Raw genomic sequence first — 26,179 nt, 5'->3', positions numbered from 1 at the left:
AGCCGTGGAGTCATGTGTTGAGCGCTGTGACTCCGAGAAACTTGATGAATTTTCTGTCGGTTCTCCACTTTGGAGCGGTCTTGTTGCCCCATTTTTCAGCGACTTGGCTGAGTCGCTGGGCGAGTTGGTTGCCTATTCTATCTGCCTTTTGAAGAAAGGTGTTTTCGAGGCTGGTGGCGATCTTGTTGAGAATTCTTGCGATGGTTCTGGACAATACTAGACTTCTGACTTTCTCTACACATTTTATTGTCAGGTCGACGATGGCTCTTTCTGCTTTTGACAGTGTTTCATACCAGATTCCCTTTTTTATGGCTTTAGATTTAAAGTCCGCCAGACTTTGCCTCGTAAACAAACAGTCCTTCCTCTCGTCTCTGCCTCACTAAGAAGAATGAAAGCGGTTGCTATAAAGATTGCTTTCATAATTCGATATATGCTAGTCCTATACTGGTTGGCGTGGAATCACGTTTTTGTTTCATCTGAAAAGGTTATGGAAGTAAATGTGCCGGCATCCTATCTAATAATGCGGCTAGATTGCTCGGTTGAGGCTATCCGTGAATTTTCGTTGAACTAGTTGGACTTTGCCAATGATGGTCTGTCGTTTATTGAAGAGTAAGAGAAAGATTGCGAGCCACGATAGGAATAGAGCGTAGCCTATGACTTGGTGGACCTGTTGTCCGAAGTCGTAGCCGTAAAAATACATGGACGCGACAACTATGAGCAGTCTAACAATGTTGAGGAGGTAAACGCCTATCGCGCCAGCAAAAGACCATAACAACTTTGTTCGTTTGCTGACTGGCGTCTCAACCATTGTTACTACGATGATTATTGAAAAGACGATGACGCTATAGATTCCTAAACATCCGGCTTCGAAATATACGGGCAAACGACCCTGTGGAGTGTAGAGGTCGATGGACAATGGAGTGCGTACTGCATTGTTGATTCCGAAGACCCCCAGTACAGAGGAGAACAGAGATACATAGTTGGGAACGGTGGGCGTTATTTGATATTCAATCCATCGGAATGTTAGACCTGTGAAACCGCTGGCTGTTATTAAGAAAAGGGCTGAAAATGCTTGCTTGAACGCTGAGATTTTGAAGAACGCCAGAAGGAGACCTAACAGATAGACAGTGTAGTTTGCCAGTCCGTAAAAGCCTGCGGTTGGAATGATGGGTGCAATTGCATAGTAGATGAAAAAGCTGCTGACAACGATGATGATGCCGATGACTCTTTGAAAGTGGTTTGCGGATAACATAAGGTTTGAAAACTGGTCTTTTTTCATTGCGATTATGAGGAGGCCATATAAGGGTATGAGGGATCCGACCGGGTCGTTGAAGTAGGCGTATCTGTAGTACATCAGGGGAAGCAGGGGCATAAAGGCAAGGATTAGAAACGCGTTTACCTTGTCCCTGAACGTGCTGTGTAACTTTAGGTTTTTCAACGTGGAGGAAACCCTTCTCTCATAGTAAATGGTGATTTTGTTGGTTTTAAACTATATGCAGGTTTTCCTTTCCGATTATATTGCTCTGCCGTAGTTTCTGCCTAACAGTCTGAGGTCGCGGGCGTCTATGATGTTGTCTCTGTTGAAGTCGCATTCGGGATTCCAGTTGATTGAGGTTAGCGTGGCGCCGAACGTTGGTTGGAAGATGGCAAGGTCGTCTGCGTTCACTGTGTCGTCGCCGTTTGCGTCACCTGGTAGCTTGACTGTGACTGTTCCTATGTATGTGTAGGTGTTGTCTGTGGCGTTGTATTCGTTTGGCACTGCGTCTGCTTGTGCTTTGATGGTGTAGTGGCTTGGGGCATCTCCTGCTGTGTTCCATGTAAAGTTGAGGGTTGTTGTGTTGTTGGGGGGTAGATTCCAAACTGGTTGGGTGTCAATGGCTGTGGTGTTGTAGAATGCGGTTACGTTGAATGATTCTGTGCTTAGCCCATTATTCTTGACTGTGACTGTTATGTTCACCGTGTCGGTGGGGTAAACTGAGAGTGGATTTGGTTCGACTGTTTGGGTGGTTATTTCGTGGTTTGGTGTTGCTTTGCTTCGCAGGGTGAATGTGCCGGTTCCTGTGTCTGCTCGGGCTCTTTTGACTATGAGGTAGTAGGTTCCGTTGTAGGGTGCGTTGTTGAGTATTATTTGTTCTTGTCCTCCTGTTGTGGCGGTTGTGCTTTTCGTTACGATGCTTGGTTCTCCGTAAGAGGTGCCTGTGCTGTTGTAGAGGTATAGGTCGTAGTCGGCGCCTGCTGGCACGGTTAGCGTGAAGTTGTATTTGACGTCGGGTGTAAGCTGGACTTTTCGTGCCCATGCGAGTTTTTGCCCAAGCGTGGCTATGTCTGTGATTGCGGGTGGTCTTCCTAAGGTGGCTGTGACAGTGGTTCCGATTTGGTGTGTTTTTAGTAGTGCGTCTACGGCTGCGTCGAGGTTGAGTCTGCCGTATCCTTCGTGTTGGTCTTTGCCGCCGCGTTGCAGCGTGGGTGAATATGCTGAGAAGGGTTCGCGATATAATGGGTAGGTTTCTGTGGCTGTCATTAGCAGTATCATTTTGGGTTGTAGGGCTTGGGTTCTGGTGTATTGCCAGTTGGAGAATCCGCCCATGGCTTGTATAACTATGCTTGCTGCGCCTGAGACTACGGGTGCGGACATGGATGTTCCTTGCATTGGTGCTGCGTCGTTGAGTGGAAAGTCTGTCCATGTGCCTTCGGCGTCGTTGTCGTTTGTGTCTGCACTCATTAAGGGTGTGGCGAGGAAGCTGCCGCCTGGTGCGGCGATGTCGGGTTTTATTGTGTTGCCCTGGTAGTAGGATGTGCCGCCTTCGCTGCTATAGGAGGCTAAGTTGTCGAATTGGTTTAAGGCGGCTACGGTTAATGCTTCGTCAACAGATCCTGGTGTGTGGATTCTGTTGTTGCCGTCTCCTCCGCTGTTGCCAGCTGAGACTATAGTTGTAACGCCGCTATTGACGAGGTTGACTATTGCTTCGTTCGCCGCAGTTACTTCGGCGCCGAAGCCTAGGCTCATGCTAGCTATTACTATGTGGTATGTTTCCTTGTTTGCGATTATCCAGTCTATTGCGTTGAGGAATTGGTAGTCCCATCCGCCTCCAGTGTTATCTAGGACTTTAAGTCCCACGAGTCTTGTTTGTGGAGCTATGCCTGTCCAAGCTTGGTATCCGTCAGATGGCGGTGTATAAGGCCAAGACAGCCTTATGGTTACGTAAAAGTTGTCTCCTAGGCCAGCTGCAAAGGAGAGTAAGATGTGCCATTTGTTATATCCACCTGCTGGCAGTGTGGAAACAGGGTACGTGGTTCCGTACCAAACGTCTTCGCTGGGTGTATTAACGAAGGCTCTTGTTCGCCAATCAAATTGTTGGTCGAGCGACTTGTCTCCGTCGCTTAGGCTTAACCTGCTCATCGTTCCAGTACCTGGGATGCCTGCATTTCTCCATTTTACGTTGACTCTTATCGTTCCAGTTTTGTTGACCATGAATCCCGTTATTATGTAGGTACCTGAGGGGCTAATAGCTCCGAGTCCGGCGCTCCATGTTGCGAGTGCGTTGCCGTTGCTGGCGTTTGTGAGGACGAATCCTGTTCCTGTGGCTAGTCCGGCTACGTGTGAGCCGTGTCCGTTATCATCGTACGGTGAGGTTGTGCCGGGGGAGATTTGGTCGTTCCAGCCGACTATTTTTTTGCTGAAGTTTAGGTCTCCGTAGCCCGGTGTGAAGTCTGGGTGTGAGTCGTCTAAGCCTGTGTCTAGTATGGCTATGCTTGTTTGTGGGTCGCCTTGTAGGCTTAGGTTGTTCCAGACGTATGTTCGTGCGCCTATTTGTCTTGCTGCGTAGGCGATGTGGGCTTGGCTTCTTTGTTGTTTTTCTATCAGGAGAACGTTTTGATCGGCTTGGATGTAGTTGTTGATTTGGTTGTAGGGTATGTGTCCGCCGAATCCGTATAATGCGTGTGTCCACGGTTGTGTGATGAGGTAGCCGTTGTTTTGTGTGAAGAGGTCGGCGTTTTGGAAGGTGGGTGGGTTTTTGAGCATTACTGTGACGTTTGCGTAGTTGTCTGCTGTCTGGTTGAACGTTCGTTGTAGGATTTCTGTGTCAAGTGTGTCTGCGATGGCGTTGTTGTCTTGATCTGCCCATTGTGGTTTTTGCATGGTGGGTTTGAATTCGAGGTTGGTGGTTTCAGTTGGAACTTGCTCGAGAGTTTGACTCTTTTGTGACTCTGGACTGAAGCCTGTGCTTTGAATGGTGAAAATAGTTGCGGTGAGAAGAAGTGATGTTATGATGAGTGTGGAAAGGAGTTTTTTCTTGCTGTGTGTTTTGGGGTTTATTCTGTCCGATGGTGTGAGCGGTATGGTTTTTCCTCCTTTCTCTCTGTTGGTATGTGTAATAATGCTGTTGCTCTGTGTTATAAGATTGCGGTTTATTATGTTCTAGAAGATTGTTAGTTTTTATGCGGTTTTGCCGTAGTTTTCGCCTAGTAGATAAGTGAGCACGTTTATTGCTTATTCATCCAACTTATTGGTAGACTTTCTTGCGTAGCTTTACAAAATGAAATGTGATGAGTTTTTCTTTTTCATTGATTTCATATATGATTCTGTAGTCTCCCACTCTGTGTCGCCATAAACCTTTGAGGTCGCCTATGAGCGCAACTCCTCGGTGTGGGTCTACTAAGATTTGTTTGACAGCCTCTGCAATCCTATCGTTTATTTGCTTTGGCATTTTCTTTTCTTTTTTGAGAAAGGTTCTGGAGAATCAGGCTTTGTACGCCATGCTTCAGCTCAAAACCTTGTTTAATTCGTCGATTTTGCACTCGATAAATTCTCCTTTTTGGATTTCTTCTTTGCTCTTTTTAACGGCTTTCATTGTTTCTTTGTCTGCCATTGTTTCAAGAGTCGCGATTATTTGCTCCATTCTATAATATGTATTCAGCATTTTTTGGAACATTTCAGTGGGGATAACTATCCCTTTCGCCATTTGCCAAACGCTCCGTTGGATAATATTGAACGTCTCAGTAATATTGTTATTGCTAGTTGCGGGTTTTTCCTTTTTGGGGTGACTGTCATAATATGTTATGGACTTGAAGCGTGCTTTTTGAGTTTTAAAATCTCTTCGTGTGCTTTTCCAAGAAGCGTTAAATTAAACAAGTCTAAGCGGTTTTGCCATAGTTTTCGCCCAGCAGCAACAAGTTTCGCACGTCCATTAGGTTGCCTTTGTTTATGGTAGCGTCTGGCTGATGAATTTGTGGGAAATGTTTATATCCACAAAAAGAGTGGGATATCTATGGTGGGATTATGAGAGAGGTTTGTGTAGACAAAAAGTATAGGATAGTGTTGCCTAAGGAACTGCGTAAACCGTTTGGAGTTACTGCGGGTTCTATATTAGAAGCTGAATCGAGGAAGGGAGTCATTATTCTCAAACCCAAGGTTCCAATTCAAAAACCCACAGAAGCCCTATGGGGCATGGCTAAGGGAATAGTGGAGGAAAGCCCGAAGAAAGTTGCGCGCAAAGCTATTGCCAAACAATCTAGGCTGGAGCAGATAAGTTGAGATTCCTAGAGACAAACATTTTTCTATACGTTATAACAGCTCATCCAAATTTCGGTTCAGTTGCTAAAGCTATCTTTCAAAGGATCGAGGAAGGAGAAGCAGCAGCAACTTCGAGTCTCGTGGTAGCCGAAGTGTGTGCATGGCTTGAATACCATAAATTGGATGACAAAATCGGTCTTCTTTTCAAAATTCTGCAGTCCTATTCAACCTTAACTGTTATAGAAACCACATATAATGATGAAGTTAAGGCTAAAGATTTAGAGTCTCATTATCCAAAACTGGAATTTTTCGACAGAGTTTATCTTGCTCAAATGAACAGACTAAAAATCCCAGAAATATATTCTAACGACAAAGGCTTCGACAAAGTAAAGGAAATTAAGAGACTCTTTCACTAGTGAATTAATCGATTAACCGCGGCAACTCATAGCGCAAGTTGTAGGTTACTGGTTAGGCGGTTCTGCCGTAGTTTTCGCCGAGTATGCGTAGGTCTTCAGCGTCGATTATGTTGTCTGTGTTTAGGTCTGCGTCGGGGTTCCAGTTGCCGCTTTGCGGTGTGGCGCCGAATGCTTGGGTGAGTAGGCTTAAGTCTAGGTTGTTGACTGTGTCGTCGTGGTTGATGTCTCCTGCCAGAGATTCTCTCAGTCTTACTGCGCCATCATTGCGTTTGTTGTTGTCGCTGTTGAGTTCGTCTGTCACTAGGCTGGCTTCTGCGCTTATGGTGTAGTTGCCTCGGTTGAGTTGTGCTGTGTTCCAGTTGAAGGTTAAGTTTTGGTTTGAGCCTGCTGCTAAGTTGGTGACTGTTCTGGTTTGGATGGCGGTTGTGTTGTATTTGGCTGTGACGGTGAAAGTTTCTGCTGCGCCTATTCTTCCTTTGTTTTTGACCATGACCGTGATGTTTATGATTGTTCCAACGTAGGCTTGGGTTGCGTCTGTGTTTACACTTTCTATTGCTACGTCGTGTTCGCTCCACGTGTCCATTAGAGGAGAGCTGTCTTGGCCTATTGGTGATATTAGGTATGGGGTGTCGCCTATTCCGTTTCCATTTGCGTCGATGCCGGTGTAGTCGCTCCAGTAGTTGCCTTGGCCGCCGCTGCTCCATGTGTTTGATCCTGTTCCTGCGTATGCTTGTAAAGCGTTGTTGACGAAGTTGTTTCTGTAGAAGAGGTTTGAGCTTGAGAATGACATGAAAAGGCCGTATGTGTTGTCTTGGAGCCAGTTGGCTTGGAATGTGTTGCCGTTTGAGTTTGTGAGTTCTATTGCCCAGTCGGAGTCTGTTATTTTGTTGTTTCTGATGTTGTGGCTTGAGGTTGTTGCTGATGAGTAGTAGAGTCGTATGCCGTATGAACTGTTTAGAACCTTGTTATAGTTTACCGTGGCGGATGTGCCTTGCAGATATATTGCTGCTGAGCCGTCGATTATTGTGTTGCGTTCAATGGTTGTCGTGCCTGAGCTTGAGTATACACCTGCGGTTCTTCCGGCAAACACGTTGTTCCTTATGGCGACGCCTGTTGATGTTGCTCCGGATATGTGTATGGAGTATGATGTGAGTGTTATTTGGTTTGATGCGATTGTGTTTGTGGCTGAGTTGAATATTCTGATGCCGTAGGCGCTGTCTTTAATGATGTTTCCTGTTATGTTGTTGGTGGCGGAGTTGCTCAGGGTTATGGCTCCAAAGGGGTTGTCGGTGAAAGTGTTGTTGAATATTGTGTTTCGGTTTGAGAGACTGAGGGATATGCCGTATGCGCTTGTCGTTATGATGTTATTGGTGAATCTGTGGAAATCGTTGCTGGCTGAAGGCCCTGGTTTCTCCGATGCTATGGCGTTGTTGTTGTTTCCTGGGTTGCGGATTGTGAATCCGGTGATTTGCACGTTGGTTCCGTCTATGCTGAAGATTGTGCCGTTTCCCATTCCGTCGATTATTGTGGTCTGGGGGTTTGCACCTATTATGGTCAAGGCAGTTATGGTGACATCTATGAATATGTCATTTTCATAGTAGATGCCGGGATCTACTTGAATGGTGTCTCCTGTCACTGCTGCGTTTACTGCATCTTTTATTCTCGCGTATTGTGTTGGGACGCGTATGGTTGCGCCTGATGTTGGCTGGATATGAATTATGAAGGGGATGACCAACAAGAGCCAAATAATTAGTAGGAGTTTTCCTGTTTTCAGGAATTTTGTGTTTTCGCGGAGGCTTTGGATGAATAAGGACTTGTTAGAAAGCATTGATGGTTTTTCCCTGCCTTATTGGAGATGGAATCTCCTTTGCCGCCTAGCAAAGTGTTTGAATGAGTGGGGATGAAAATAAAAAAGGGGTGGGGTTTAAGGACCTATGGAGGGGGCACATCGGGTACGATGAGGTTGATGCCGCCATCGCCGCTGAAAGGTGTTGCGCCGTATTCGGGTTTTAGGTTTCCTGTGATTTGTAGTAGTATGCGGTATTCTCCTGGTGCTAGGTGGGGTGCCTTGGTGAGTAGTGCTCTTAGTACGTCGTCGCCGTCGAAGGGCACTGCCATTCTGTCTGGTGAGCTTCGTAGTAGGTATGGTGTGCCGCTTGGAGAGTAAATGCCTTCAAGCAATAGTGTATTGGGGTCTATTTGTTCAAGTGGGCGTGATGGTGCAAAGAAGATTTCTGCTATCCATGGATCGGGTGCGGGGTTACCTAGCATGTAGTTTGGTGGTCGCCATTTTACTTTGAGTTTCAGTTCTTGGGGCGGTGCGAGTGCGTTGAAGGCAATGGCGCCTGCGAGCAGTGCTACTAGTGCAACTGCTGAGATCAAGGCTAATCTGTTGAGTTTCATTGTTTAGGCCACCTTCTTCTTTGGTCGTGTGCGCCACATGTAGACGATGGGTACGAGTGCAACTATTGACATTAGTACGCCTATGCCCAATGGAAACTCTGGAATTGGTGGCGGTGGTTTTACTGTTCCGCTCATGGAGTGTTTGATAACTGGGGGGTCTCCTCCTTGATCGACTCCCCATATAGCGTCGACGTGGAGCCAAACTATGGCGCCTCTCGGATCTGTCATGTCAACTTGGTCTGAGGGGTTAAGTATACCGCTGTTGTCGTTGTCTATCCAGCTGCTTAGGTGCCATCCGGGTTCAATTGGCGCGGGCTCTATTTTTGTCCATATTGAAGAGACAGGGTCCGCTAGGTCGGTTCCGCCGGCAAATATCATCAGATCTGGTGGAAGATCTCCGTAGATTCCATGATAGTCATTGTGCGGAATGGGATTTGCTGCGACATCAGGTAGTTTTGATATTGAGAACGTTAGCAGGGAGAAGTTAGGTGTAGGTGGAAGCCCTGATCCGAGGTTTAGGGGGTCTTCGTCAACTTGGAAGTATATTCGCGCTATTGGTGAGTTGCCGGTGAATCCTACAGTATCTCCGAAGAAGGTTGCGTAGGCAATTTCTACATAGCCTAGTGTGTCTTCAAGCACTGGTAGGGCTGTTTCGGTGTTCCATGGGTAGTATGTCCATGCTTCTAGTGGCGTTAGCACGGTGGTGTTGAAATCGATTCTGACTTGATATCCCCAAAGGGCGGGCATATCTCTTGCATAGATGTCTACAAAGAAGGTTTCGAAGGCATTTGCCAACGCTGGAACAACTGGGGGCTGAATGGATAGTGCTGGACTTGCGGCAGGTGGAAGTGGTACTGTGTCAGGGTAAATTGTTGCCCAGACTTCATATAGTGCGAAGATATGGGAAGTGAGGTCAAGCGAGTTCTTTTGTATTCTGAAGATACGGATTTTAAGGTCCGTTATGTCGGTCCAATCCCATGTCCCATCGTTGGGAAGCTGGTTATACCAGGTTCGAGCAAGGGTTACGCCGCCGAGTGCTACGTTTGAAGCTGTTCCTTGACTGTTTGGTTGGATGATTATCCAATCGCCAGCAGCTGGTGCGGCCACTGTGGTGTATTCGATTCTGTACATGTCATCTGTGGTTAATGTTGCTCCGCCTCCTGCGACTGAGTATCTCATTTTGATGTCGACCCAACCAATGGTGAATAGGCTAGGATCTTGTTCGAAGGTCATATGGCCAACGAAAGTGCTGTTGAGTCCGGCTGTGGCAGATGCGATGCGGATGTTCTGAGGTGATGTAAGAATAGTGTCTCTAGCACTCGCAGCAGTGCCGGCTCCGCTTGTGCTACTTCCTGTTAGAGTCGCTGTTGGGCTTGATTCAAATGGAACAGTTTGATTGGTTGTCCCTATATCCATAGCGTAAACTAGACTTACTGAGATAATCATTGCTACAATCAGAGTGAAGCCTATGGCTACTTTGAATGATTTTTTCATCTTTCTCTCACTCTCTTTTACTCTGTTCATATTAATACAGTCAGTGCCTATATAACCTTTTTTTCATTGACGTATAGAACACAGTTCCACATGAGACGCTAGCCTCAAAGTTGCAAAACACAAATATTGTCGCTTATGGACGCATTACTCAAGAAGAGACACATCATTTGACAACCAGAACCGTCGCGCTAACAACACTGACCATACTTCTCCTCATGCTTCTAACATTTTCAATGAACATACAGAAAGTCAGTGCGGAGAACACAATTTACATTAAAGCAGACGGTTCAGTAGACCCCTCAACTGCTCAAATTCAACGCGACATAGATGTTTACACATTTAGAGGCGACATTTACGGGTCGATCGTGATCCAGAGAAACAACACAATAATCGATGGAAAAGACTTCACCTTGGAAGGCAATGGAACAGACTCGGGAATTTATTCTCGCGGCACGCACAATCTAACTGTCAGAAACCTAAGAATAACCAAGTTCTCGCGAGGCGTCTACATTCAGGAATCCCCGAATAGTAAGATAACCAGCAACATTGTAACAAACTGCACATATGGCCTACTCATAGACCGATCACCTCAGACTACGATAACTGACAACATCGTAACAAACAACGCGTGGGACGGCATCTTCATCACCGCTTCACCCAACAGCGTTCTCACAAACAACACAGTTGCCAACCATAACAAATGGGGCATATACCTAGGATACTCATCCGGTTCCACGCTTCAATACAATCAAATGAAGAATAACAGCTACAACTTCGGAGTCTCAGTTGACTTCATCCACAACATCGACACTTCAAACACAATAAACAACAAACCAATCTACTACTGGATAAACGAGCAAAACAAGCAGGTCCCCGCAGATGCAGGATACGTGGCAATAATCAACTCCTACAAGATCAAAGTTCGAAGCCTACAACTAAGCAGAAACGGACAAAGCGTCCTGATAGTCAGTTCGGAAAACAGCATTGTGGAAAACTCCAACATCACAAACAACGGATACTATGGCATCCAAATAGTCAATTCCAACAACAATGACATATTCAACAACACCATAACAAACAGCGACTTGGGCGGCATAGCGCTAATCTCCTCCAAGAGCAACACAATAATCAACAACACAGTCAAAACCAACGGCAAAGGCATATACCTCGACGCTTCAAACAACAACATGATCTACCAAAACAACTTCATAAACAACACATACCAAGCCTTCACACAAGATTCAACCAACCAATGGGACAGCGGCCAACCTTTAAGCGGAAACTACTGGAGTGACTATAACGGAGAAGACACCGACAAAGACGGAACAGGCGACACCCCCTACATCATCGACCGAACAAACAAAGACAACTACCCACTCGTCACTACGGTTAAAGAAACCAACCTCAACAAAACCAGCTCGGAACCTATTCTCCTAGTAATAGCAACTGTAATTCTGATATCAATTTCCGCAATTGCGATTCTAATTTACTTCAAAAAGAAATAAAGGAAAAGTAGCTGCGCCTCGGACTACGCGGTTCTTCCCCAGTTGGCACTTGTCACTGCAGCGTCGAATATGTCTATGACTCCATCATCATTGTTGTCAACACATCGACTGTACGGTAAAGCTCCAGGCGCCCCAGTCCACCGTGAGCTAAGCGTTGCAGCATCAAATATGTCAACTATTCGGTCGCTGTTTGCATCACCGAAAAGCTTGTTCTTGAAATAACCATCAGCACTTGAGAACGAGATTGTCGCACCTGCGCTGTCAAGCAACATTGTTGGAAGGTCGCCGCCACTGCTGATAGTTATGTTAGCACATCCATAATCAAGTATTAAGAATTCAAGGGTGAACAATCGTCCACCGCCCCCCACGCCAGCGACATCCCCCAAAATCGTCTCAGCAACCGAAGCAGAACCAGTTGCGTTGCTCGCAATGAAAGTCGGCTCTATTCGAGAAGTCCCATAAGGCGACCCAGTTTGCGCCAAGAAATCACCGTACGACACAACTCTCGTAAAGTTCAACATGCTCGTGGTCCAAGTAACATTAACCTGATAACTGAACACGTCGGTAGCATCTGTAATATTGACACTGACCTGAAGCAAGTCGCCAATCTGAAAGCCTGGATCATTAACGTAATCCATAATGATCGTTGCAGGATCAACATACACGGTAGGGACCTGATTCGGCACTATAGGTGTGCTAAATAATGATAAACGTGAAACGTCGACCAGTCCGGAAGTGAAAATCGCTGAAGTGGCGAATATAACCAGTAACATAGCTGCTAAGCTAATGACTTTTGTTCTTCCTCTCATCTCTCCGTCGCCTCACCATATTTGATACCGCCGGCGACTATTTTAGCCTTTTGCTACTAACCTCTATACAAAAGTTTCATCATAGCACTTTCAGATCAACGCCTCAATGAAGAATTAACGAATCTAGATGCATCCTTACGACACACGTCTAAATCCCAAGATTCGGAAAAAGCCTGAGCCAATAAGCTATGGTACAATTGCCCATCCCCTACCAAAATCGACAACCCATATCTCAAAATCTTTAACCTAAACACAGGATCCAAGTCTTGAAGCTGAACCAAATCAACAGGCAAACCGAGCTTCAACTCCATCTTGGCATTCAAACTTAGAAGCTCACCAAATGAAAAAGGCGGAACCGCGTACACTGCTATATCAACATCTCTAATGCTACTCCTTCGCGTGAAACCCCCGAAGATGTAAGCTAACTTCACTCTTTCATCGACTTCTAACAAATTCTTAGCTGTTTCAACCACTCTCTTCTTCTGCCACTCAGTAAGCCTATAATACGATATTTCATCAAACTGATATTCCATATCTCTCTTCAACACCCTTAATGAGTTGCTCCACACATTTAAAGTTCCCTTTAACGAAATCATAAACCTTCACGTCGTCCACAGTCCAATACCGATGTACGAGTATATTCCTCAACCTAGCCATTTTGACCAATTCCTCACAGCAGCTCGTTAGACCCTTCTCCTCTAACAGCTTAAAACACGCAGAATACGACTCAGGCTCACGACCAAAATCATCCATGGCCATGTGTAAACATATACTTCCAAGTGCTTCAGCCAAGACTACAACATGATACCTTAACGAATACTTTTCATCTAAGCTCAGCCCTGAGTATTGCTTTGACGTAACCCTCTTAACCTCCCCAATGACTTCTCGCAACTCTCTAATTCTGCTTCTCAAATATTCAGTATCCACCATGAAACCACCAGACACCTCAAGCTGTTCTTTAACATCACCCTCTCGTCAAAGTTAAGAATAAAGCTTAGCCTTTTGCCACTAACCTCTATACCAAAATACTATCCTCTCTTGCTACAAAGACTAACGAAGATTCGCCTAAACCCTAACAAAACTCTATTTATGATGAATTTCATCTTGGAGCCTATTCAGCTTATTCAGAAGACTGACCCATCCAATTTTCAGCGTGCTAATGAAGACAACTCAACCTTCTTGTTCTTAATGAAGGACGTTATTTCCTGAATGATTGTCGCTGTTTTGGTGTCGAAATATTTTTCCTTACATTCATTGCAAACTTCTGCAGGAACATCCTTAATGATAATGCCCTCTAACTCCAAATCAATGACTTTCCTTGAAACCGAACCACCACATTGATAGCATGTTTTCAAGTTCCCCGTCTCCTAGTTTTCAAGTCTTTTTCCCAATCTTCTCTAGAAGGAACATACACAGTCACTATTCATAAGTGCTTCTTCATGAGGGGCGCAAACCACATGAACAGGTTTTCCAGCAACCCAACCTAAAATTAGGCAGCTATGTCCTCTCGGATCATCAGGATAATCCTCAACCAACTCAAATCCCTTCATCAAGGCATCTTCAACCTTCTGAGCCGTTAAACGTTCCCCCATTTCTTCCATTAAAGCGTGAAATGTATGACGTACATTACGCCTCTTCAACCTCAAACGAATCTCATAAACAATTCCCGAAACACTATTTTCCCGTGGCATCCCAAACCTCTCATAAAAAGCTAACGCATCCTTGAAGCTTCGCTGCAGATTTTTCAACTTGAACCCACAAAAACACCTTGGAAGACATGAAAATTCCCTTCAAAAAATCCCGCGACTTCCCCATTTTCTCAGCTTTGTCTTTGTGACTAATATTTTAGCCTTTTGCTGCTAACCTCTATACAAAAGTTTCACTCCGACTCCAACACACGCTTCCAAAAACAATATTTTGAAACATACTTCTCCAGTAAGTAACGTGACCAAGTGAGCATGATAGTTAGCAAAACTCAACTGAAACAAGCACTCGATAAACCGGACTCAGGGCAACTTAAACTCTCAAGGCGCAAAACAACTGTTTTCAAAAGTTTGTCTCCGCTTTGTTTTTGTGCGTTAAACGGGTGAAAGGAATATTTAAGAGCTATTAAACCACTATAAAAATGGAGGTTAAGAATGTGTCTAACACTACTTTGACGCTGAAATTCAGAGGGCTGGAGGCGGAGCTCCTTGAGGAGATGGTTAGGTTGGGGCTTTTCAATTCCAAGTCCGAAGCTATCCGCGCGGCTGTTATGAAGTACGCTGTAGACTCTGGGCTTTTGAGTAGAGAAGACCTTTGGAAGCGCATTAATGCTCACAAGAGGAGAAGCGTCAGCCCAGAACAGCTCGAGAAGGATCTACAACGTCTTGAGCAGTAGCATCAAACTTAGAGCGCTCCTGGACACCAACGTCTTCATATATGCTTTCGAAGTTTCAAAATCAAACTCTAACCTCATCTTGAATGCCTTAAACCAAAACCAGTTTGAGGCAATAATTACTGAATCAGCATTCAAAGAGGTTTACCAATACTTTAGGAAACACCACTCCAAAAAATTAGCCGACCAATACCGCATCTATCTCTTCACCACATGCAAAATCGTCTTCTCACATCAGTTACAACCGCACTTCAGGAAATACATTGACGAAATAAACGGCAAAGACATAGAACAGCTTACCGCCACAAGAGAATTCGGTATCAAATACCTCGTTTCATACGATAAACACTTCGCACACATAGAAGAATATAGAACACCCAAACAATTCGCCAAAATTCTACGACTGCAAACATATTTAACGAATTACTAAAATTTTCTTCAGGCTGATTTCAACACCACGCTTCCAAAAAACATACTTTAGAAACACTCTCGTTAAAGCAGAGCTAACGAACAAGCAAAGCTATGAATCTATTGAAAAAGGGAAGTTAGCCTAATTTTTCGTATACTCTTTTTCTGGCTTCTGCATGTGTAACATAAATCGTCTTTTCGGTCTTATCGACATGAAATATTATCCTGTATTTCCCTATTCTAATTCTGAAAGCCCTCTCTAAACCTTTAATCTTTTCAACATCCATCTCTCTTAATGCTGCGGGGTAATCTTCAAGTTTTGTTAGAGCATCCTTGACCACATTTTTAAGGTTCTCGTCTTTTAAGTCTCTAATGAACCTAAGAACTCTTCGATGAGCAATCACACCGTATTTAGGCACTCTTTAATTCCTCGAGTGCTACATAGCTTCCTTTCTTCATTATTTGGATGGAGCGCTTAATTTCTTTGATTTCCTCTTTGCTAAGCTCCACTTCAGGAATGCTCCTTAAAACAACCTCCTCGATAATATCTTCAAGAAGTCTTAACCGTTCATTCACTCTTTTAACCTCGTCGTAAATCATTTCAAGCGTCACTCGAGTGTTCATTTTGCCTGCCTAACTAAACATTGGTTTACCACATTTATATTCTTTCATTTTATGCTCACAAACCGTGGACCACAGACGCGTTGACAAAACAGTGAAACACCCATTTATGAAGAGAAACGGATGCCTGTTGTCTATTCCACGAAAGACCACGGAATTCAAGTTATAACAGCCCTTATAACATCAGCTGCTCAAGAAATTACTTAAAAGAACAGACAAGCAACATGTGGGTAAAAATCAAATGAGAGTAGAATACGACAGAGAAGCTGACATACTGTATATTAAGGTCAAGGACTCCAAAATAGTTGACACACGCATACTAGGCGAAGACGTTTACGTAGACATTAGCGAGGATGGAAACTTTGTTGGAATAGAAATCTGGAAAGCTTCTCAAAACGCAATACTACAATATCAAAAGACATCGCTAAAGAACTAAAAACAGTTCTGGAAAAAGCATCTTAGAACCAAAACACCGTCGCGTGCTTTCTTTTTCAGCCGTTAGGCCCAAACTCCCTCACGATGAAAAAAAAGGGAATGCGTGCGATGCCGCTGTCCACTGTTGTTTCAACCAAGAACCAGCTTGAAGGCAGGTCCTAAGTTGAACAGATCAATGAGCTCTTCGCCAGTCTTAGTCTCTATGTCAATTCTGATCCAGTCAACTACGTAGTACTCAAGCCATCGCTTTGGGTCCCCGTAAATTCTCTGCACATAGTCAATGAGTGCCTTGGGCAATCGCAGCTTGACCTCCTCAAACTCGACCTTAGACTTCGTTGTCATTTCATTTTTCCACCTTTGTTGCTGAATTATTCAGCGAATCTACAATGAAAAACCCCTTGAGGAATCTTTTGTCACCAACAAGTCGCAAGTCTAGGCGCCGGTTCATTTCGGTGCTTGCTGCGCTTGTGAGAAAGCTTCATGATCGGGCAAAATGTCCTCTGCATTCCGAATCAGTGTCCCAACTTGCACACCCACGCACATCCAGAGGATCGGTATTATTACTGTTTCAAAGCAGAAGTTAACGACACATGAAACAGAAACCAGCTCCGCAATGCCATCGTCGACGAGGCCATGCTTGAACAGTGACGAAAACCTGACGCAGGACAGGGCGCAAACAGAGCCTAAAGCGCCATTCAAGACCCCAAACAGACCCCAAAAAACAATGCTCAAACTCGTTGATGTCACCGGGAACACTCTGACGACGACATCCATACAGCTTCAGCCGCACAACGCACCCGCAACATAATAGAAGAAGGCTAAAGGGAATTAACGCCTTCTTCTTTTGAAATCTCTTTTCCCGCAGCCGCCCTACATACCCGATAGCCACGCATAACTATGTTGAACCGCAAACACAAACCAAAACTAAACAGGACCCAAAACATCATACAGAAACAGGAACAGCCCAAAAAACACAAACAGAACAGCACCCCCTCACCACGCCAAAAAAAATTTCCAGCAGCAAGATAAACCCTATCCACAGCAAACTTCGGATAAAAATGACCAAAAACACGTGATCTAGTTCCACATCAAAAATTTTAGCCTTTTGCCGTTAACCTCTATACAAAAGTTTCATTTTAACCGTGCCCGCCGCTTTCTAAGAGCTATAAAAATCACTAATCCAGCGGACAACAAGAGCGCTGACACTCCAAACGCATAGATAAGCCACGAGTCAGAGGTTTCAGGCAAAGGCGCAGCTGAATGAATGTACGAAAAATACCAGTAATAATAAACGCTATCGCTCCAATTACGAACCAACGTAGGCTTCAGACCATCAATAACAAAATTCAGGCTGCCAAGCTCAATACTCTGGACGAATCCTTTTGGAAGGGCAACACGACTAAAACCCAAAGTCCCATTCCGCCCACTCACGGCTAAACTTATTCTTGTCCCCGTCGCGTTCCAATCCAAGCGAGCCGCAGACGAATTGGATATCAAAGTGAGACTATGCAACCTGCCTCCAAGAAGCACGATAAAATCCCAAAACCTCCCCTTAAGAGGAAAACTGTCAGTGTTATTTTCTCCAACCCTGTAAACAGTGTCGCCAATTCCATCAAGGTTACTATCCCGCCCACCATAATACAACCAATAATTCCCTTCAACACCATTATCCCACTTATTCTTCGGCACAATCCTCGACCCATTCCTCGACTCGACAAACAGCAAAGTGGTTGAGAACGCATTGTGAAAAATGCGACTGTTATGCGAATAGTAAACAGCTATGCTATAGCTACCAGGTTTTTCCGGAGAAAGACCAGACGCATTGTTACGAGTTATCACAGAGTTATTCGTGAACACAATGTGCAAGTTATAAGAATTGAAATTCGCCTCATTCTTATCCAGAAGTGACCCAGACGATTTGAAAAGACCAATACCACCCCAACCATTACTGTCCACATTGTTACTGATAGCAACCGAACGAGACGAATTAAAGAACTTAATCCCATAATCAAAATTATAATTCGCGGTAACCCAACTCACAGAAACATTCTTCGAATGCGCCACATAAACACCATTCCAATTATCAACCGCGTTAACACCCACAATCGACGAGTCCGTCACAAAAGCGAACAGAAGACCCTGCTTATTATTCCGCACATCAAGCTCCTCAACAGTAATCCTCGTGGAGTTAACTAAACCGATGAAACCCACATCCTCAAAACCAGAAGAGTCAACAACCAACCCACGCTGATTGATCAAATAACGAACCGCCTTGCCGTTCACGGTGTTAGACTCATCAATGTCATTGAGAAAATCAGTAAGCGAGTTCCCATCAACACCAAAATTGTACCTATTGCTCATCATCTGATTATTCCTAAGAAAACTGTTTCCAGAAGAATCGAGTTCAATGCCAAAAAATCGAAATCCACTCACACGGTTTCCAACAACCTGCACGTTCTTTGAATGGTAGATCCGAATGCCATACGACCCTTCGGACACCACGTTACCAACAAGGCGAACATCTTCGGAACGCTCAACCAAAATCCCAAACGTTCCGTTTCGCACAGTAAGATCCCTGATCTCCGTATCATTAGACGTTACATGAACCACGGTTCCGCCGAAACCATCAATAATCGTCGAACTTCGATCTTGACCAACAATCGACAAAGACTTATTCACAGACACACGCTCACGATAAACCCCAGAATCCACACTAATCACATGACCGCCCAAAGTCTCAACAGCATTAATGGCCTCTTGAATTGTCGAGTAACTGCGAGTCGTGTTCAGGTTATGCACCCGCAAACCATCAGACTGCCCCACGCTCCTCGCCTCAGAATTGGCAACGCCAAATTCAAGAGAAGAAACAGGAAAAACTAACAAAACACCTAAAACAAGACAAAACATCGCCGAGAGCAATACTCTACGCGACAACAAATCTCTCCAAAGCCTATAGACGTAAAACCAACAATAGGACTAATAAGAATTACCAACCCAGAGCACACACAAGACTTTTATGCCCCACTGGTCTATCAGACTGAAACCTCAAGGTGCACAAACCATGGCAACCCAAATGAAAGGCATGTACCACATCTTCATATTCATCGACACAGACCCCACAAAAGACGTCAAAGTCGAAGAACAACTCCTGAAAATAAAAGAAATCGCCGAAGTCCATGTCGTCTCAGGCCAATACGACATACTAGCCGTCGCCGACATAGACCTCCACGGCAAAGCCATCTTCTCCACAGTACAAGAACTCTCACAAGAACTAATCGAAAAAATCAGAAAAATCCACGGCGTAAGAGACACAAACACACTAGTACCCTTCCTGTCCATGTCAAAACACCGAGAATAAACCCGCGACAACCTCGCACACCCAACTCATTTTTCTCACCACCAAGCACAAACAATCTACGCTCACGTGTTCAACTACAACTGTCAAAGCCCGCGCCCCGATCATCTGGATGTAGCGCGCACTACTTGTTTCGTGGGCAAGAGATAAATATGACTTATGTCATATTCGCTTAAAACAACCGGGTACTCGAAGAAGGCGCAGGAACTCTGGTTTGTTGCAACCAAGATATGGTCTTGGTACAATGACCCGCGCCCTCATGAGTATGATCCGGTGTTGGTGACGGAAAGTGAGAATGAATGAAAAAAGAGAGTCAGAGAGGAGGTGAGAAGAGTGAAAGATGAAAAATTCGTTCTTTACGTCCAGACCAGCGACAACCCTGAGAGGCAATATTCGCCTTTGGTTCTTGCCCAGACTGCTAAAAGCATGGGTCTGAAACCTAAAGTGTACTATTTGGGTCAGGCGCTCAGGGTTCTGCTTCCCGGAGCGGCTGATAAGATAAAGCTTGGAACCTTCCCGAATGTTGCGGAAATGCTCCAGAAAACAATGCAGATGGGAATTGAGATCGATGTTTGTGAAGCCTCTAAGCAGATGCTGGGATGGGAAAAAGTAAAGTTGATCCCAGGCGTGAAGATCGTAGGCGCAGCTACATTGAACGACCTTGCTCTCGACGCTTCTGCCACAATGTGGTTCTAGACACCTGCGTCATTGACCTTCCAATAGTTCCAGCATCGCGGAAGCATATGCTGTGGGGGTTTTGCAGACGTAGTCTCGGCAAACAAAGACTGTCGCCTTTCCTTCTTTTTCTTCTAGATCTCTAGTGAATTTGGCTATGTCAATTATTTCGCGCGCAGTTGGGAAATCTGCGCTATTTCCCAATTTTAGCCAAATGTTTTTGTCTCTTTTTCTTATTCTTTTTTTCTAATGAAGGCATACACTAATCTCCAAAGCAATACTTACTTCCATACGCCTTTATTTCTTTAAGCGTTTCTCTTTGCGTTTCCTTCTTTTCTCCTCTCTTTCCTTCTTGGTCATTGGCTTGTCTTTGGCACTTCTCATACCCAATTCAATCACCACATAGAGATAGTCAGAATGGAGAATTAAATTTAACCACAAACAGATGATATTTTACCGCGCGCGCTATGTCACTTCAATGCTTGCTTTCTTCTAGGTTTCGTGAGTTTCTTCACTCGCTTTCTAACTTCTTTCGTTTGATGTCTCTGTTCAATCCGAAATCACTCAACATCATAGTCAACTTTCGATTCCAACGATCCACAAGCGCACCCGCCACAGGACTAACCAACACCACAGGCGCAAAACCAAAAAAACCCACCACAGCCAAAGCAGTCGCCTGACCCGTAACCTCCCAAGCCCACACCGCCAACGCAAAACCCTTCATAGCAGTGCCAAGCAAAGAGAACACCTGCCCAACACAAACCATCGAAAAAGCAAACATACCCACAGAACCAGCCCTCGAACCGCCCACCCGCCTCCTCACAACCTCAACCACCACGCCACACCACCCCAAGAACCGAAGCCAAACCTAAAGCAAAACGAGACTAAAAAACATAAACCCACCCCAAGCACAAAGCACACCAGCTCGGTATTATTACGGTTTCTAAGCGGAAGTTAATAACACCTGAAACAGAAACCCACTCCATTGACATTGTTGACGAAGCCACGCCCAAACCTGACGCAAGACAGGGCGCAAACAGAACCCAGAGCACCATACAAAAACCCTAACAGACCCCAAAAAACACCGCCCAGACTCGTTGACGTCACCCGGAACAGACTGACGACGACATCCATACAGCTTCAGCCGCAGCGTGGTAGAAGAAGGCTAAAGGGAAAAGCCGCCTTCTTCTTTTGAAATTTCTTTTCCCGCAGAGCCACCAACATACGCAAACGTCACGCTAACCAACATGAAACGTCACGCATACCAACATTGAAACGCACCACAAACCAACACTAAACAGAGAGAAAATCAACAATCAGAACAAAAAACACAACCACAAACACAAACAGAACAGCACCGCTCACCATACAAAAAAATTTTCCAGCAGCAAGATAACCCTCTAGCCACGGCAAAACAGCGCACAAACATCAACGACGCCGACGCCTAAACCGAACCCACACCAAAACCAAAACCAACACAACCACAAAAACCACCAGCGGCACAAACCAAGGCAACACAAACAAAAACCCACCCGAAACCTCCTTAACCGTCACAACCAAAACATCACTAACACGATTACCACCAACATCCTCAACACTCAAAGTCACATTATAAACCCCAGCCTTACCATAAACATGAAACGCCGTAAGACCCGTACCAGTTGAACCGTCACCAAAACTCCAAGCAAAGTTAACAATGCCCACATTATCCCGCGAACCACCCGCATCAAAACCCACAGCCACGCCCACCTCACCAGCCACATCGGGACCAGCAACAGCCACAGGAACAACGCTGTCAGAAACGCCAAACCACACATTATTGTCAACCAACTCATACTCAACCGACGCCACAGTCAAATACCCCTCCTCATCCACAAACGCCAAACTCCAAAACTGCCTAACCAAAACACCCGTCAACCTATCCCAAAAATACTCAGCCCAATACGCCGACGAACTCTCAAGCCCAATAGACGTCTGAGTCACATTCAACAAATTCGTCTCCCTAAAAACCCCAGCAAACCCACTAAGCATAGTTGAATTAACACGCGCTACCGCCAACTCACCGGACGTATAAACCCTGTCATCAGCAACAAGCCCAGCAGACACAAAAGTCAAATTACCCTCACCCACACCAGTCCGCACATCAACCTCCACCACACTGGAAACAACACTACCATTCCTATAACGAGTCGAAACATCAAAAGTCACCGCAGACCCAGAAACATTAAGCACAGTATTAACAACCGAAAGAGTATTGTTAATATCCAAAATATCCAACGTCGGATAAGCCGCAGGATTCTCAGAATCCCACAAAGCCAAAAAACCCCCATACTTAACCCAAGCTCCAACCTGAACCCCAACAACACGCTCAACAGGTTCAGCAACAACGAAACTAGTCAGGAAACCAGCAAACGCCATAGACAAACCAAGACACAGCACAAGGGTCAAGCGAACAGCTCTGCAACTCATGAAACCCACACCAATCTCCCACCCACCAAACCGAAGACACATGCACTAATCCAAATTTAACCTCTTAGGTTTAGGCCTCGTCCTAACCAAATACACATTGGAAACCGCAAGCCCGCCAACGACTAACAGAAAGAAATACACCAAATCACGAATATCACCCAACTGAACGATTACTCCGTCATAAGTCAAACGCAAAGCCAAATGAGAATCCTTCAAATTATTATACTGCGCGTTCAACGAATCGTAACTTGACTCCGAATTCTCAATCTGCTCAAACAGCCCTTGAACAAGCGGCAAATCGTCAATAACCTCCTCCTCCCTTCTCTGCAAATCTGCAATTTCCTTCTCCCCAAGCCAACGCAGCCTAAGCGTCGGATCACCAATAACAGTTAATCCATAGAACCATTTTCTGCCAATCCAATTACTAGAAATCGAAAGTTTCCCTTCTCCCCACTTGACAAACCATTCTTTGAAAGCGTCGCCAACAGTTTTGCCGTTCGCTAAAGCTTCATAAAAAGTCCAATACATCAACATGCCGCCAAGCTTCGTAGAGCTAATAGCCATCAATGCAGAATCCGTGTTGAACACAATCTCACCCGCGAGATAGTTCGGCTCAGTGAACCTAGCGGCGTAACACACAAACAGCTGATAAAACAATGCCTGAGGATTAAGAGCCTTATATTCGGTTGAATAAATCAGACCACCACTTTCGCCGGGCACCAAAAAACCAGTCTGCTTCCAATCGCCGTGAGCGCGCAAATGAATCCACTCGTAACCTTGATTCAGTCGCTCCTTGAAATCAGCCACACTGGTAGTTCGCTTATCAAAAACCTCAGTGACGTTATCGTACAACAGACCCAGAGAGTAACTATCCATGGTCGCGTAATCAGCCCAGTCATCGTCAATGTACATCAACGCTCTCTTTGGAACCGAAAGCAAACCTGACCGGTACTGATGATTCCTAGCAAAATAGTTGTTCACCAACGAAACCTCGTCCTCCCCTAAGTTCGAAGCCTTTATTCTGCCAACCCAAATCTCAGGCGCCACTTTCCTCCCGGAATGCGTATCTAATATGCCATCTCTGTCGCTGTCGGTCCAGTTGCCGTCTAGGTCCATGTAATACAAATCCATTGGAAACCTTTCATAATCCCACTCAGTGAACATCTCATACTCAGCAGCGGGCAAATCGCCAACCAAAAGCACCCCAGCCAAGCTACTATTCAAATAGAAATCCTGCAAAGTCCCCCGGATAAGAGCAGGATTCGGCTCTGACCAGTTCAAAACCTTAACATCCTCAAAACCGAAGCCAACCAAATCCGCCCTGTACCGCATCAACGACGCCTCAACACCACCATAAATTGTAGAATTCACAAGAACCAAAACTATCAAACTAGTCGAGTTGGTCTCGACAACCGGATTTGGCGCAACCTGAGCCACGTCCATTGGACCACTAAACGTGCCATCAGCCGCAGCTTTCACAAACACCGAGGGAAGAACACAAACCAGAATCAGCAGATTAACAACAAGAATCGGCAACCTCTTCACTGTTGCAACCTCCAAAAATATTGCTTTCGAGAGAAACCATTTAAACAAATCTATAAACAGCCATCGGAAGCCAGCCTAGCGATGACGATCTCTTGCGTCGCTAAGAATAATACCCGCGGAATCCACAGTGAATTATGGTAGGCTGAAGGCTGACCAATGTCGATTCCAAGCAAAGTCATGAAACCAGTTTTGTTAATCTTGCAGGCTGCGTTGCTCTTCAGCTCTCTTGCCGGCGTACCCCTATTCATGAATGCAGCTGGCCTGAGCTCAGGTTTGATTGGAGCTCAAATATCCCAAAACACTACGTGGACGGTTTCTGGCAGCCCTTACATAATCACAAGCGACATCCTCGTAGAGGGCGGTGCCACACTCACGATCGAACCCGGGGTTGAAATCAAGTTTCAAGGCAACTACTCTCTGATAGTGAGCGGAAGTCTGCAAGCCCTCGGAACCGAGACCAGCTCTATAGTTTTCACGTCAGGCAAGCCTCAACCGACGCCAGGAGACTGGGGCACAATAAAATTCAACGGCACACAAAACGAGCGATTTCAAATGAGAAACGCAGTCGTGGAATATGCCCGGTACGGGATTACTGTGCAAAGTCTGGGAACAGCTGAAATCGAAAGCTCCAAAATCGCCCACTGTCTGATCAGCGGCGTCCATGTCGAAGGCAGAAATCATGTTAACATAAGAGATTCGCTGATCGAAATCAATGGAAACGGTGTGTCAAGTAGCGGTGACATCGTCTCGGGTCTAAGCATCGTCGATAGTGTAATTCAGCATAATGAGAATGGGATTCGTCTTGAGGCGTGGGCCACGCGAGGTGCAACTATTTCAGATGTGGCGATCATTGGCAACAATGTTGTTCACAATGGGCGGGGTTTGTACTTTTTCATTTGGGCGGGCTTCTTTGATTATGACATAAGTCGAATTCTGAATGTCGTGATCTCGAACAATACTGTGGCTTACAATTTTGATGGGATCTACTTGTACAGCGGTGGACCGTGGTTTGGCTCCATTTACAATGCATCTGTTTTAGGTAATCGAGTGGTTTTCAACCAAGCTGGGCTTTATGTTTACGCAAATTTCCACCATGTGAGTTCTGAGTTTGATGTGCTGGTGTCTGAGAACGTCATTTCTGAGAATGTGGGTTTTGGGATTTTTATTTCTGGAGGACGGTCGAGACCTGTTGAGGAGGGGGTTAAAACCAAGATTGCAGGGAATTCGATTTCGTACAATGGTTACGGGGTCAATGTTACTGGTGACACGTATAATGTTGCTGGCATGAACGACATTTATGGCAATGTTTACGGGATGAACGTTACTGACGAGGCTGTTGTGAATGCGGAGTTCAATTTCTGGGGTGACGCCAGCGGTCCATATCACCCAGCTCTAAACCCTGGTGGAAAGGGGAATCCTGTGGACGGCAATGGCGTGGATTTGGATTTCACGCCGTTTCTCTTGAGTGCAGTGGCTAATGAGCGACCCTTTGCATTGTTGGAAGCGGATAAGAGTTTGTTGGCTGTTAACGAAGCGGTTACTTTTAATGCGTCCAAGTCAGGTGATGATGGGCGAATTGAGCGTTATTTTTTTGATTTTGGCGACGGTTCTGACAGTGGCTGGGTTTTTGAGCCCACCGTGATTCATGCGTATGTGTTGCCTGGCAATTTCACGGTGTTTTTGAGTGTGATTGATGATTTAGGGTTTGGGAGTGGCAGTAATGCCTCTCTGGTTTTGAGGGCGTTGCCAACTTTGGTTGTCGCGATGGTTCTTAATGCTCCGAGTGTGAGTGTGGGTGGCGAGTTGATTATTGACGTTTATGTTACTGATGGTTTGAGTGCGGTTGCTGGAGTTAATATTACGTTTTTTTCTAATGCGTCTGGGGTTTTCTCTCTGCAGAGGGGTGTAACTGATTTGGAGGGGAGTTTTCAGGTGAAGTTCACGGTGCCCTCGATCGCTGAGCGGCAGGTTGTTGAGCTAGTGGTGAATGCGTCTAAGGATGGTTATTGGAGTGGTCAGAGTCAGCGAGATGTGGTTGTGTCGCCTAGGTTTTTGGATGTGTGGCTTACTGGTCTGGTGATTGTGGTTGTAGCGGCTGTGGCTTTTGTTGTGATTGTTGTTTTTTGGCGGAAGCGGAGGAAGTCTAAGTGAC

29 protein-coding genes and 1 pseudogene are annotated in these 26,179 nt (G+C 45.3%); 10 read left to right on the top strand and 20 right to left on the bottom strand.

Going from position 1 to position 26,179, the window contains the following annotated elements:
* Positions 1 to 10 precede the first annotated feature (10 nt).
* The 5 genes and pseudogenes from VJ249_02800 to VJ249_02780 all read right to left on the bottom strand — a co-directional run bounded on the left by VJ249_02800 (position 11) and on the right by VJ249_02780 (position 4,964).
* Positions 11 to 352 (bottom strand): hypothetical protein, encoded by a 342-nt coding sequence (locus VJ249_02800; GenBank protein HKZ93497.1) that lies wholly within the window; start codon positions 350 to 352, stop codon positions 11 to 13.
* Positions 353 to 526: 174 nt separating this feature from the next.
* Positions 527 to 1,438, bottom strand: a complete 912-nt coding sequence (locus VJ249_02795) for an exosortase/archaeosortase family protein (protein HKZ93496.1) — start codon at positions 1,436 to 1,438, stop codon at positions 527 to 529.
* Positions 1,439 to 1,513: 75 nt separating this feature from the next.
* Positions 1,514 to 4,141 (bottom strand): S8 family serine peptidase, encoded by a 2,628-nt coding sequence (locus tag VJ249_02790; GenBank protein HKZ93495.1) that lies wholly within the window; start codon positions 4,139 to 4,141, stop codon positions 1,514 to 1,516.
* A gap of 364 nt (positions 4,142 to 4,505) precedes the next feature.
* Positions 4,506 to 4,727, bottom strand: a pseudogene (locus VJ249_02785) (type II toxin-antitoxin system mRNA interferase toxin, RelE/StbE family).
* Between the two features lie 36 nt (positions 4,728 to 4,763).
* Positions 4,764 to 4,964 carry a hypothetical protein gene (locus tag VJ249_02780; GenBank protein ID HKZ93494.1) on the bottom strand — a complete coding sequence of 67 codons (201 nt, stop codon included), beginning with the start codon at positions 4,962 to 4,964 and terminating at the stop codon, positions 4,764 to 4,766.
* A 317-nt stretch (positions 4,965 to 5,281) separates the two neighbouring features.
* Here VJ249_02780 and VJ249_02775 point away from each other — a divergent pair, with 317 nt between their 5' ends.
* Together VJ249_02775 and VJ249_02770 are read left to right on the top strand one after the other, a co-directional pair.
* Positions 5,282 to 5,536: an AbrB/MazE/SpoVT family DNA-binding domain-containing protein gene (locus VJ249_02775; GenBank protein HKZ93493.1), complete on the top strand. Its 255-nt coding sequence runs from the start codon at positions 5,282 to 5,284 to the stop codon at positions 5,534 to 5,536.
* Positions 5,533 to 5,931, top strand: a complete 399-nt coding sequence (locus VJ249_02770; protein ID HKZ93492.1) for a type II toxin-antitoxin system VapC family toxin — start codon at positions 5,533 to 5,535, stop codon at positions 5,929 to 5,931. The genes VJ249_02775 and VJ249_02770 overlap by 4 nt, the downstream gene beginning before the upstream one ends.
* 52 nt (positions 5,932 to 5,983) lie before the next feature.
* Here VJ249_02770 and VJ249_02765 read toward each other — a convergent pair whose 3' ends face one another.
* The 3 genes from VJ249_02765 to VJ249_02755 form a co-directional block, all read right to left on the bottom strand.
* Entirely contained in the window at positions 5,984 to 7,759 is a 1,776-nt protein-coding gene (locus tag VJ249_02765) for a NosD domain-containing protein (GenBank protein HKZ93491.1), read from the bottom strand.
* 104 nt (positions 7,760 to 7,863) lie between these two features.
* Positions 7,864 to 8,334 carry a hypothetical protein gene (locus VJ249_02760; GenBank protein HKZ93490.1) on the bottom strand — a complete coding sequence of 157 codons (471 nt, stop codon included), beginning with the start codon at positions 8,332 to 8,334 and terminating at the stop codon, positions 7,864 to 7,866.
* 3 nt (positions 8,335 to 8,337) lie between these two features.
* Complete coding sequence (locus VJ249_02755; protein HKZ93489.1) at positions 8,338 to 9,828, bottom strand: cohesin domain-containing protein; 1,491 nt, start codon at positions 9,826 to 9,828, stop codon at positions 8,338 to 8,340.
* 167 nt (positions 9,829 to 9,995) lie between these two features.
* Between VJ249_02755 and VJ249_02750 the strand changes: the two genes are divergently transcribed.
* A complete protein-coding gene (locus VJ249_02750) occupies positions 9,996 to 11,333 on the top strand; it encodes a NosD domain-containing protein (GenBank protein HKZ93488.1) in 1,338 nt (445 codons plus the stop codon).
* 23 nt (positions 11,334 to 11,356) lie between these two features.
* Here VJ249_02750 and VJ249_02745 read toward each other — a convergent pair whose 3' ends face one another.
* From VJ249_02745 to VJ249_02725, 5 genes are all read right to left on the bottom strand, one after another.
* Positions 11,357 to 12,142 carry a hypothetical protein gene (locus VJ249_02745; GenBank protein ID HKZ93487.1) on the bottom strand — a complete coding sequence of 262 codons (786 nt, stop codon included), beginning with the start codon at positions 12,140 to 12,142 and terminating at the stop codon, positions 11,357 to 11,359.
* Positions 12,143 to 12,237: 95 nt separating this feature from the next.
* Positions 12,238 to 12,675, bottom strand: a complete 438-nt coding sequence (locus VJ249_02740; protein HKZ93486.1) for a nucleotidyltransferase domain-containing protein — start codon at positions 12,673 to 12,675, stop codon at positions 12,238 to 12,240.
* Positions 12,659 to 13,072, bottom strand: coding sequence for a DUF86 domain-containing protein (locus VJ249_02735; GenBank protein HKZ93485.1), 414 nt, complete (start codon positions 13,070 to 13,072; stop codon positions 12,659 to 12,661). The genes VJ249_02740 and VJ249_02735 overlap by 17 nt, the downstream gene beginning before the upstream one ends.
* Positions 13,073 to 13,290: 218 nt before the next feature.
* A complete protein-coding gene (locus VJ249_02730; protein HKZ93484.1) occupies positions 13,291 to 13,497 on the bottom strand; it encodes a YgiT-type zinc finger protein in 207 nt (68 codons plus the stop codon).
* A gap of 42 nt (positions 13,498 to 13,539) precedes the next feature.
* The gene (locus VJ249_02725) at positions 13,540 to 13,890 is read right to left on the bottom strand and encodes a DUF4258 domain-containing protein (protein ID HKZ93483.1); all 351 of its coding nucleotides are present in this window, start codon (positions 13,888 to 13,890) and stop codon (positions 13,540 to 13,542) included.
* 392 nt (positions 13,891 to 14,282) lie between these two features.
* On the opposite strand from VJ249_02725, the gene VJ249_02720 reads away from it, so the two are divergent.
* Both VJ249_02720 and VJ249_02715 read left to right on the top strand, forming a co-directional pair.
* On the top strand, positions 14,283 to 14,522 hold the full coding sequence (locus tag VJ249_02720; GenBank protein HKZ93482.1) for a hypothetical protein: 240 nt from the start codon (positions 14,283 to 14,285) through the stop codon (positions 14,520 to 14,522).
* The gene (locus tag VJ249_02715) at positions 14,512 to 14,949 is read left to right on the top strand and encodes a PIN domain-containing protein (GenBank protein HKZ93481.1); all 438 of its coding nucleotides are present in this window, start codon (positions 14,512 to 14,514) and stop codon (positions 14,947 to 14,949) included. Before VJ249_02720 ends, VJ249_02715 begins: the two co-directional genes overlap by 11 nt.
* Positions 14,950 to 15,064: 115 nt before the next feature.
* Here VJ249_02715 and VJ249_02710 read toward each other — a convergent pair whose 3' ends face one another.
* Entirely contained in the window at positions 15,065 to 15,346 is a 282-nt protein-coding gene (locus VJ249_02710) for a type II toxin-antitoxin system RelE/ParE family toxin (protein ID HKZ93480.1), read from the bottom strand.
* Positions 15,339 to 15,551, bottom strand: coding sequence for a hypothetical protein (locus VJ249_02705; protein HKZ93479.1), 213 nt, complete (start codon positions 15,549 to 15,551; stop codon positions 15,339 to 15,341). Before VJ249_02705 ends, VJ249_02710 begins: the two co-directional genes overlap by 8 nt.
* Positions 15,552 to 15,789: 238 nt before the next feature.
* Between VJ249_02705 and VJ249_02700 the strand changes: the two genes are divergently transcribed.
* Complete coding sequence (locus tag VJ249_02700) at positions 15,790 to 15,984, top strand: DUF2283 domain-containing protein (protein HKZ93478.1); 195 nt, start codon at positions 15,790 to 15,792, stop codon at positions 15,982 to 15,984.
* Positions 15,985 to 16,112: 128 nt separating this feature from the next.
* Here VJ249_02700 and VJ249_02695 read toward each other — a convergent pair whose 3' ends face one another.
* On the bottom strand, positions 16,113 to 16,325 hold the full coding sequence (locus VJ249_02695; GenBank protein HKZ93477.1) for a hypothetical protein: 213 nt from the start codon (positions 16,323 to 16,325) through the stop codon (positions 16,113 to 16,115).
* A gap of 295 nt (positions 16,326 to 16,620) precedes the next feature.
* Here VJ249_02695 and VJ249_02690 point away from each other — a divergent pair, with 295 nt between their 5' ends.
* The gene (locus tag VJ249_02690) at positions 16,621 to 16,791 is read left to right on the top strand and encodes a hypothetical protein (protein ID HKZ93476.1); all 171 of its coding nucleotides are present in this window, start codon (positions 16,621 to 16,623) and stop codon (positions 16,789 to 16,791) included.
* 323 nt (positions 16,792 to 17,114) lie between these two features.
* Here VJ249_02690 and VJ249_02685 read toward each other — a convergent pair whose 3' ends face one another.
* Positions 17,115 to 18,806, bottom strand: a complete 1,692-nt coding sequence (locus tag VJ249_02685; protein ID HKZ93475.1) for a NosD domain-containing protein — start codon at positions 18,804 to 18,806, stop codon at positions 17,115 to 17,117.
* Between the two features lie 238 nt (positions 18,807 to 19,044).
* Between VJ249_02685 and VJ249_02680 the strand changes: the two genes are divergently transcribed.
* Both VJ249_02680 and VJ249_02675 read left to right on the top strand, forming a co-directional pair.
* On the top strand, positions 19,045 to 19,341 hold the full coding sequence (locus VJ249_02680) for an Lrp/AsnC ligand binding domain-containing protein (GenBank protein ID HKZ93474.1): 297 nt from the start codon (positions 19,045 to 19,047) through the stop codon (positions 19,339 to 19,341).
* Positions 19,342 to 19,671: 330 nt separating this feature from the next.
* Positions 19,672 to 20,034, top strand: coding sequence for a DsrE family protein (locus VJ249_02675; GenBank protein ID HKZ93473.1), 363 nt, complete (start codon positions 19,672 to 19,674; stop codon positions 20,032 to 20,034).
* A gap of 490 nt (positions 20,035 to 20,524) precedes the next feature.
* On the opposite strand, the gene VJ249_02670 is transcribed toward VJ249_02675, so the two are convergent.
* The 3 genes from VJ249_02670 to VJ249_02660 all read right to left on the bottom strand — a co-directional run bounded on the left by VJ249_02670 (position 20,525) and on the right by VJ249_02660 (position 24,027).
* The gene (locus VJ249_02670; GenBank protein ID HKZ93472.1) at positions 20,525 to 20,851 is read right to left on the bottom strand and encodes a hypothetical protein; all 327 of its coding nucleotides are present in this window, start codon (positions 20,849 to 20,851) and stop codon (positions 20,525 to 20,527) included.
* A 590-nt stretch (positions 20,852 to 21,441) separates the two neighbouring features.
* Positions 21,442 to 22,482, bottom strand: coding sequence for a PKD domain-containing protein (locus VJ249_02665; GenBank protein HKZ93471.1), 1,041 nt, complete (start codon positions 22,480 to 22,482; stop codon positions 21,442 to 21,444).
* Positions 22,483 to 22,527: 45 nt separating this feature from the next.
* Positions 22,528 to 24,027, bottom strand: coding sequence for a C25 family cysteine peptidase (locus tag VJ249_02660; GenBank protein ID HKZ93470.1), 1,500 nt, complete (start codon positions 24,025 to 24,027; stop codon positions 22,528 to 22,530).
* A gap of 156 nt (positions 24,028 to 24,183) precedes the next feature.
* On the opposite strand from VJ249_02660, the gene VJ249_02655 reads away from it, so the two are divergent.
* Positions 24,184 to 26,178, top strand: a complete 1,995-nt coding sequence (locus VJ249_02655; GenBank protein HKZ93469.1) for a right-handed parallel beta-helix repeat-containing protein — start codon at positions 24,184 to 24,186, stop codon at positions 26,176 to 26,178.
* Position 26,179 lies beyond the last annotated feature (1 nt).

Source organism: Candidatus Bathyarchaeia archaeon (assembly GCA_035283685.1).
Classification (GTDB): domain Archaea; phylum Thermoproteota; class Bathyarchaeia; order Bathyarchaeales; family Bathyarchaeaceae; genus DATETJ01.
This window is presented reverse-complemented; position numbering and strand designations above follow the sequence as displayed.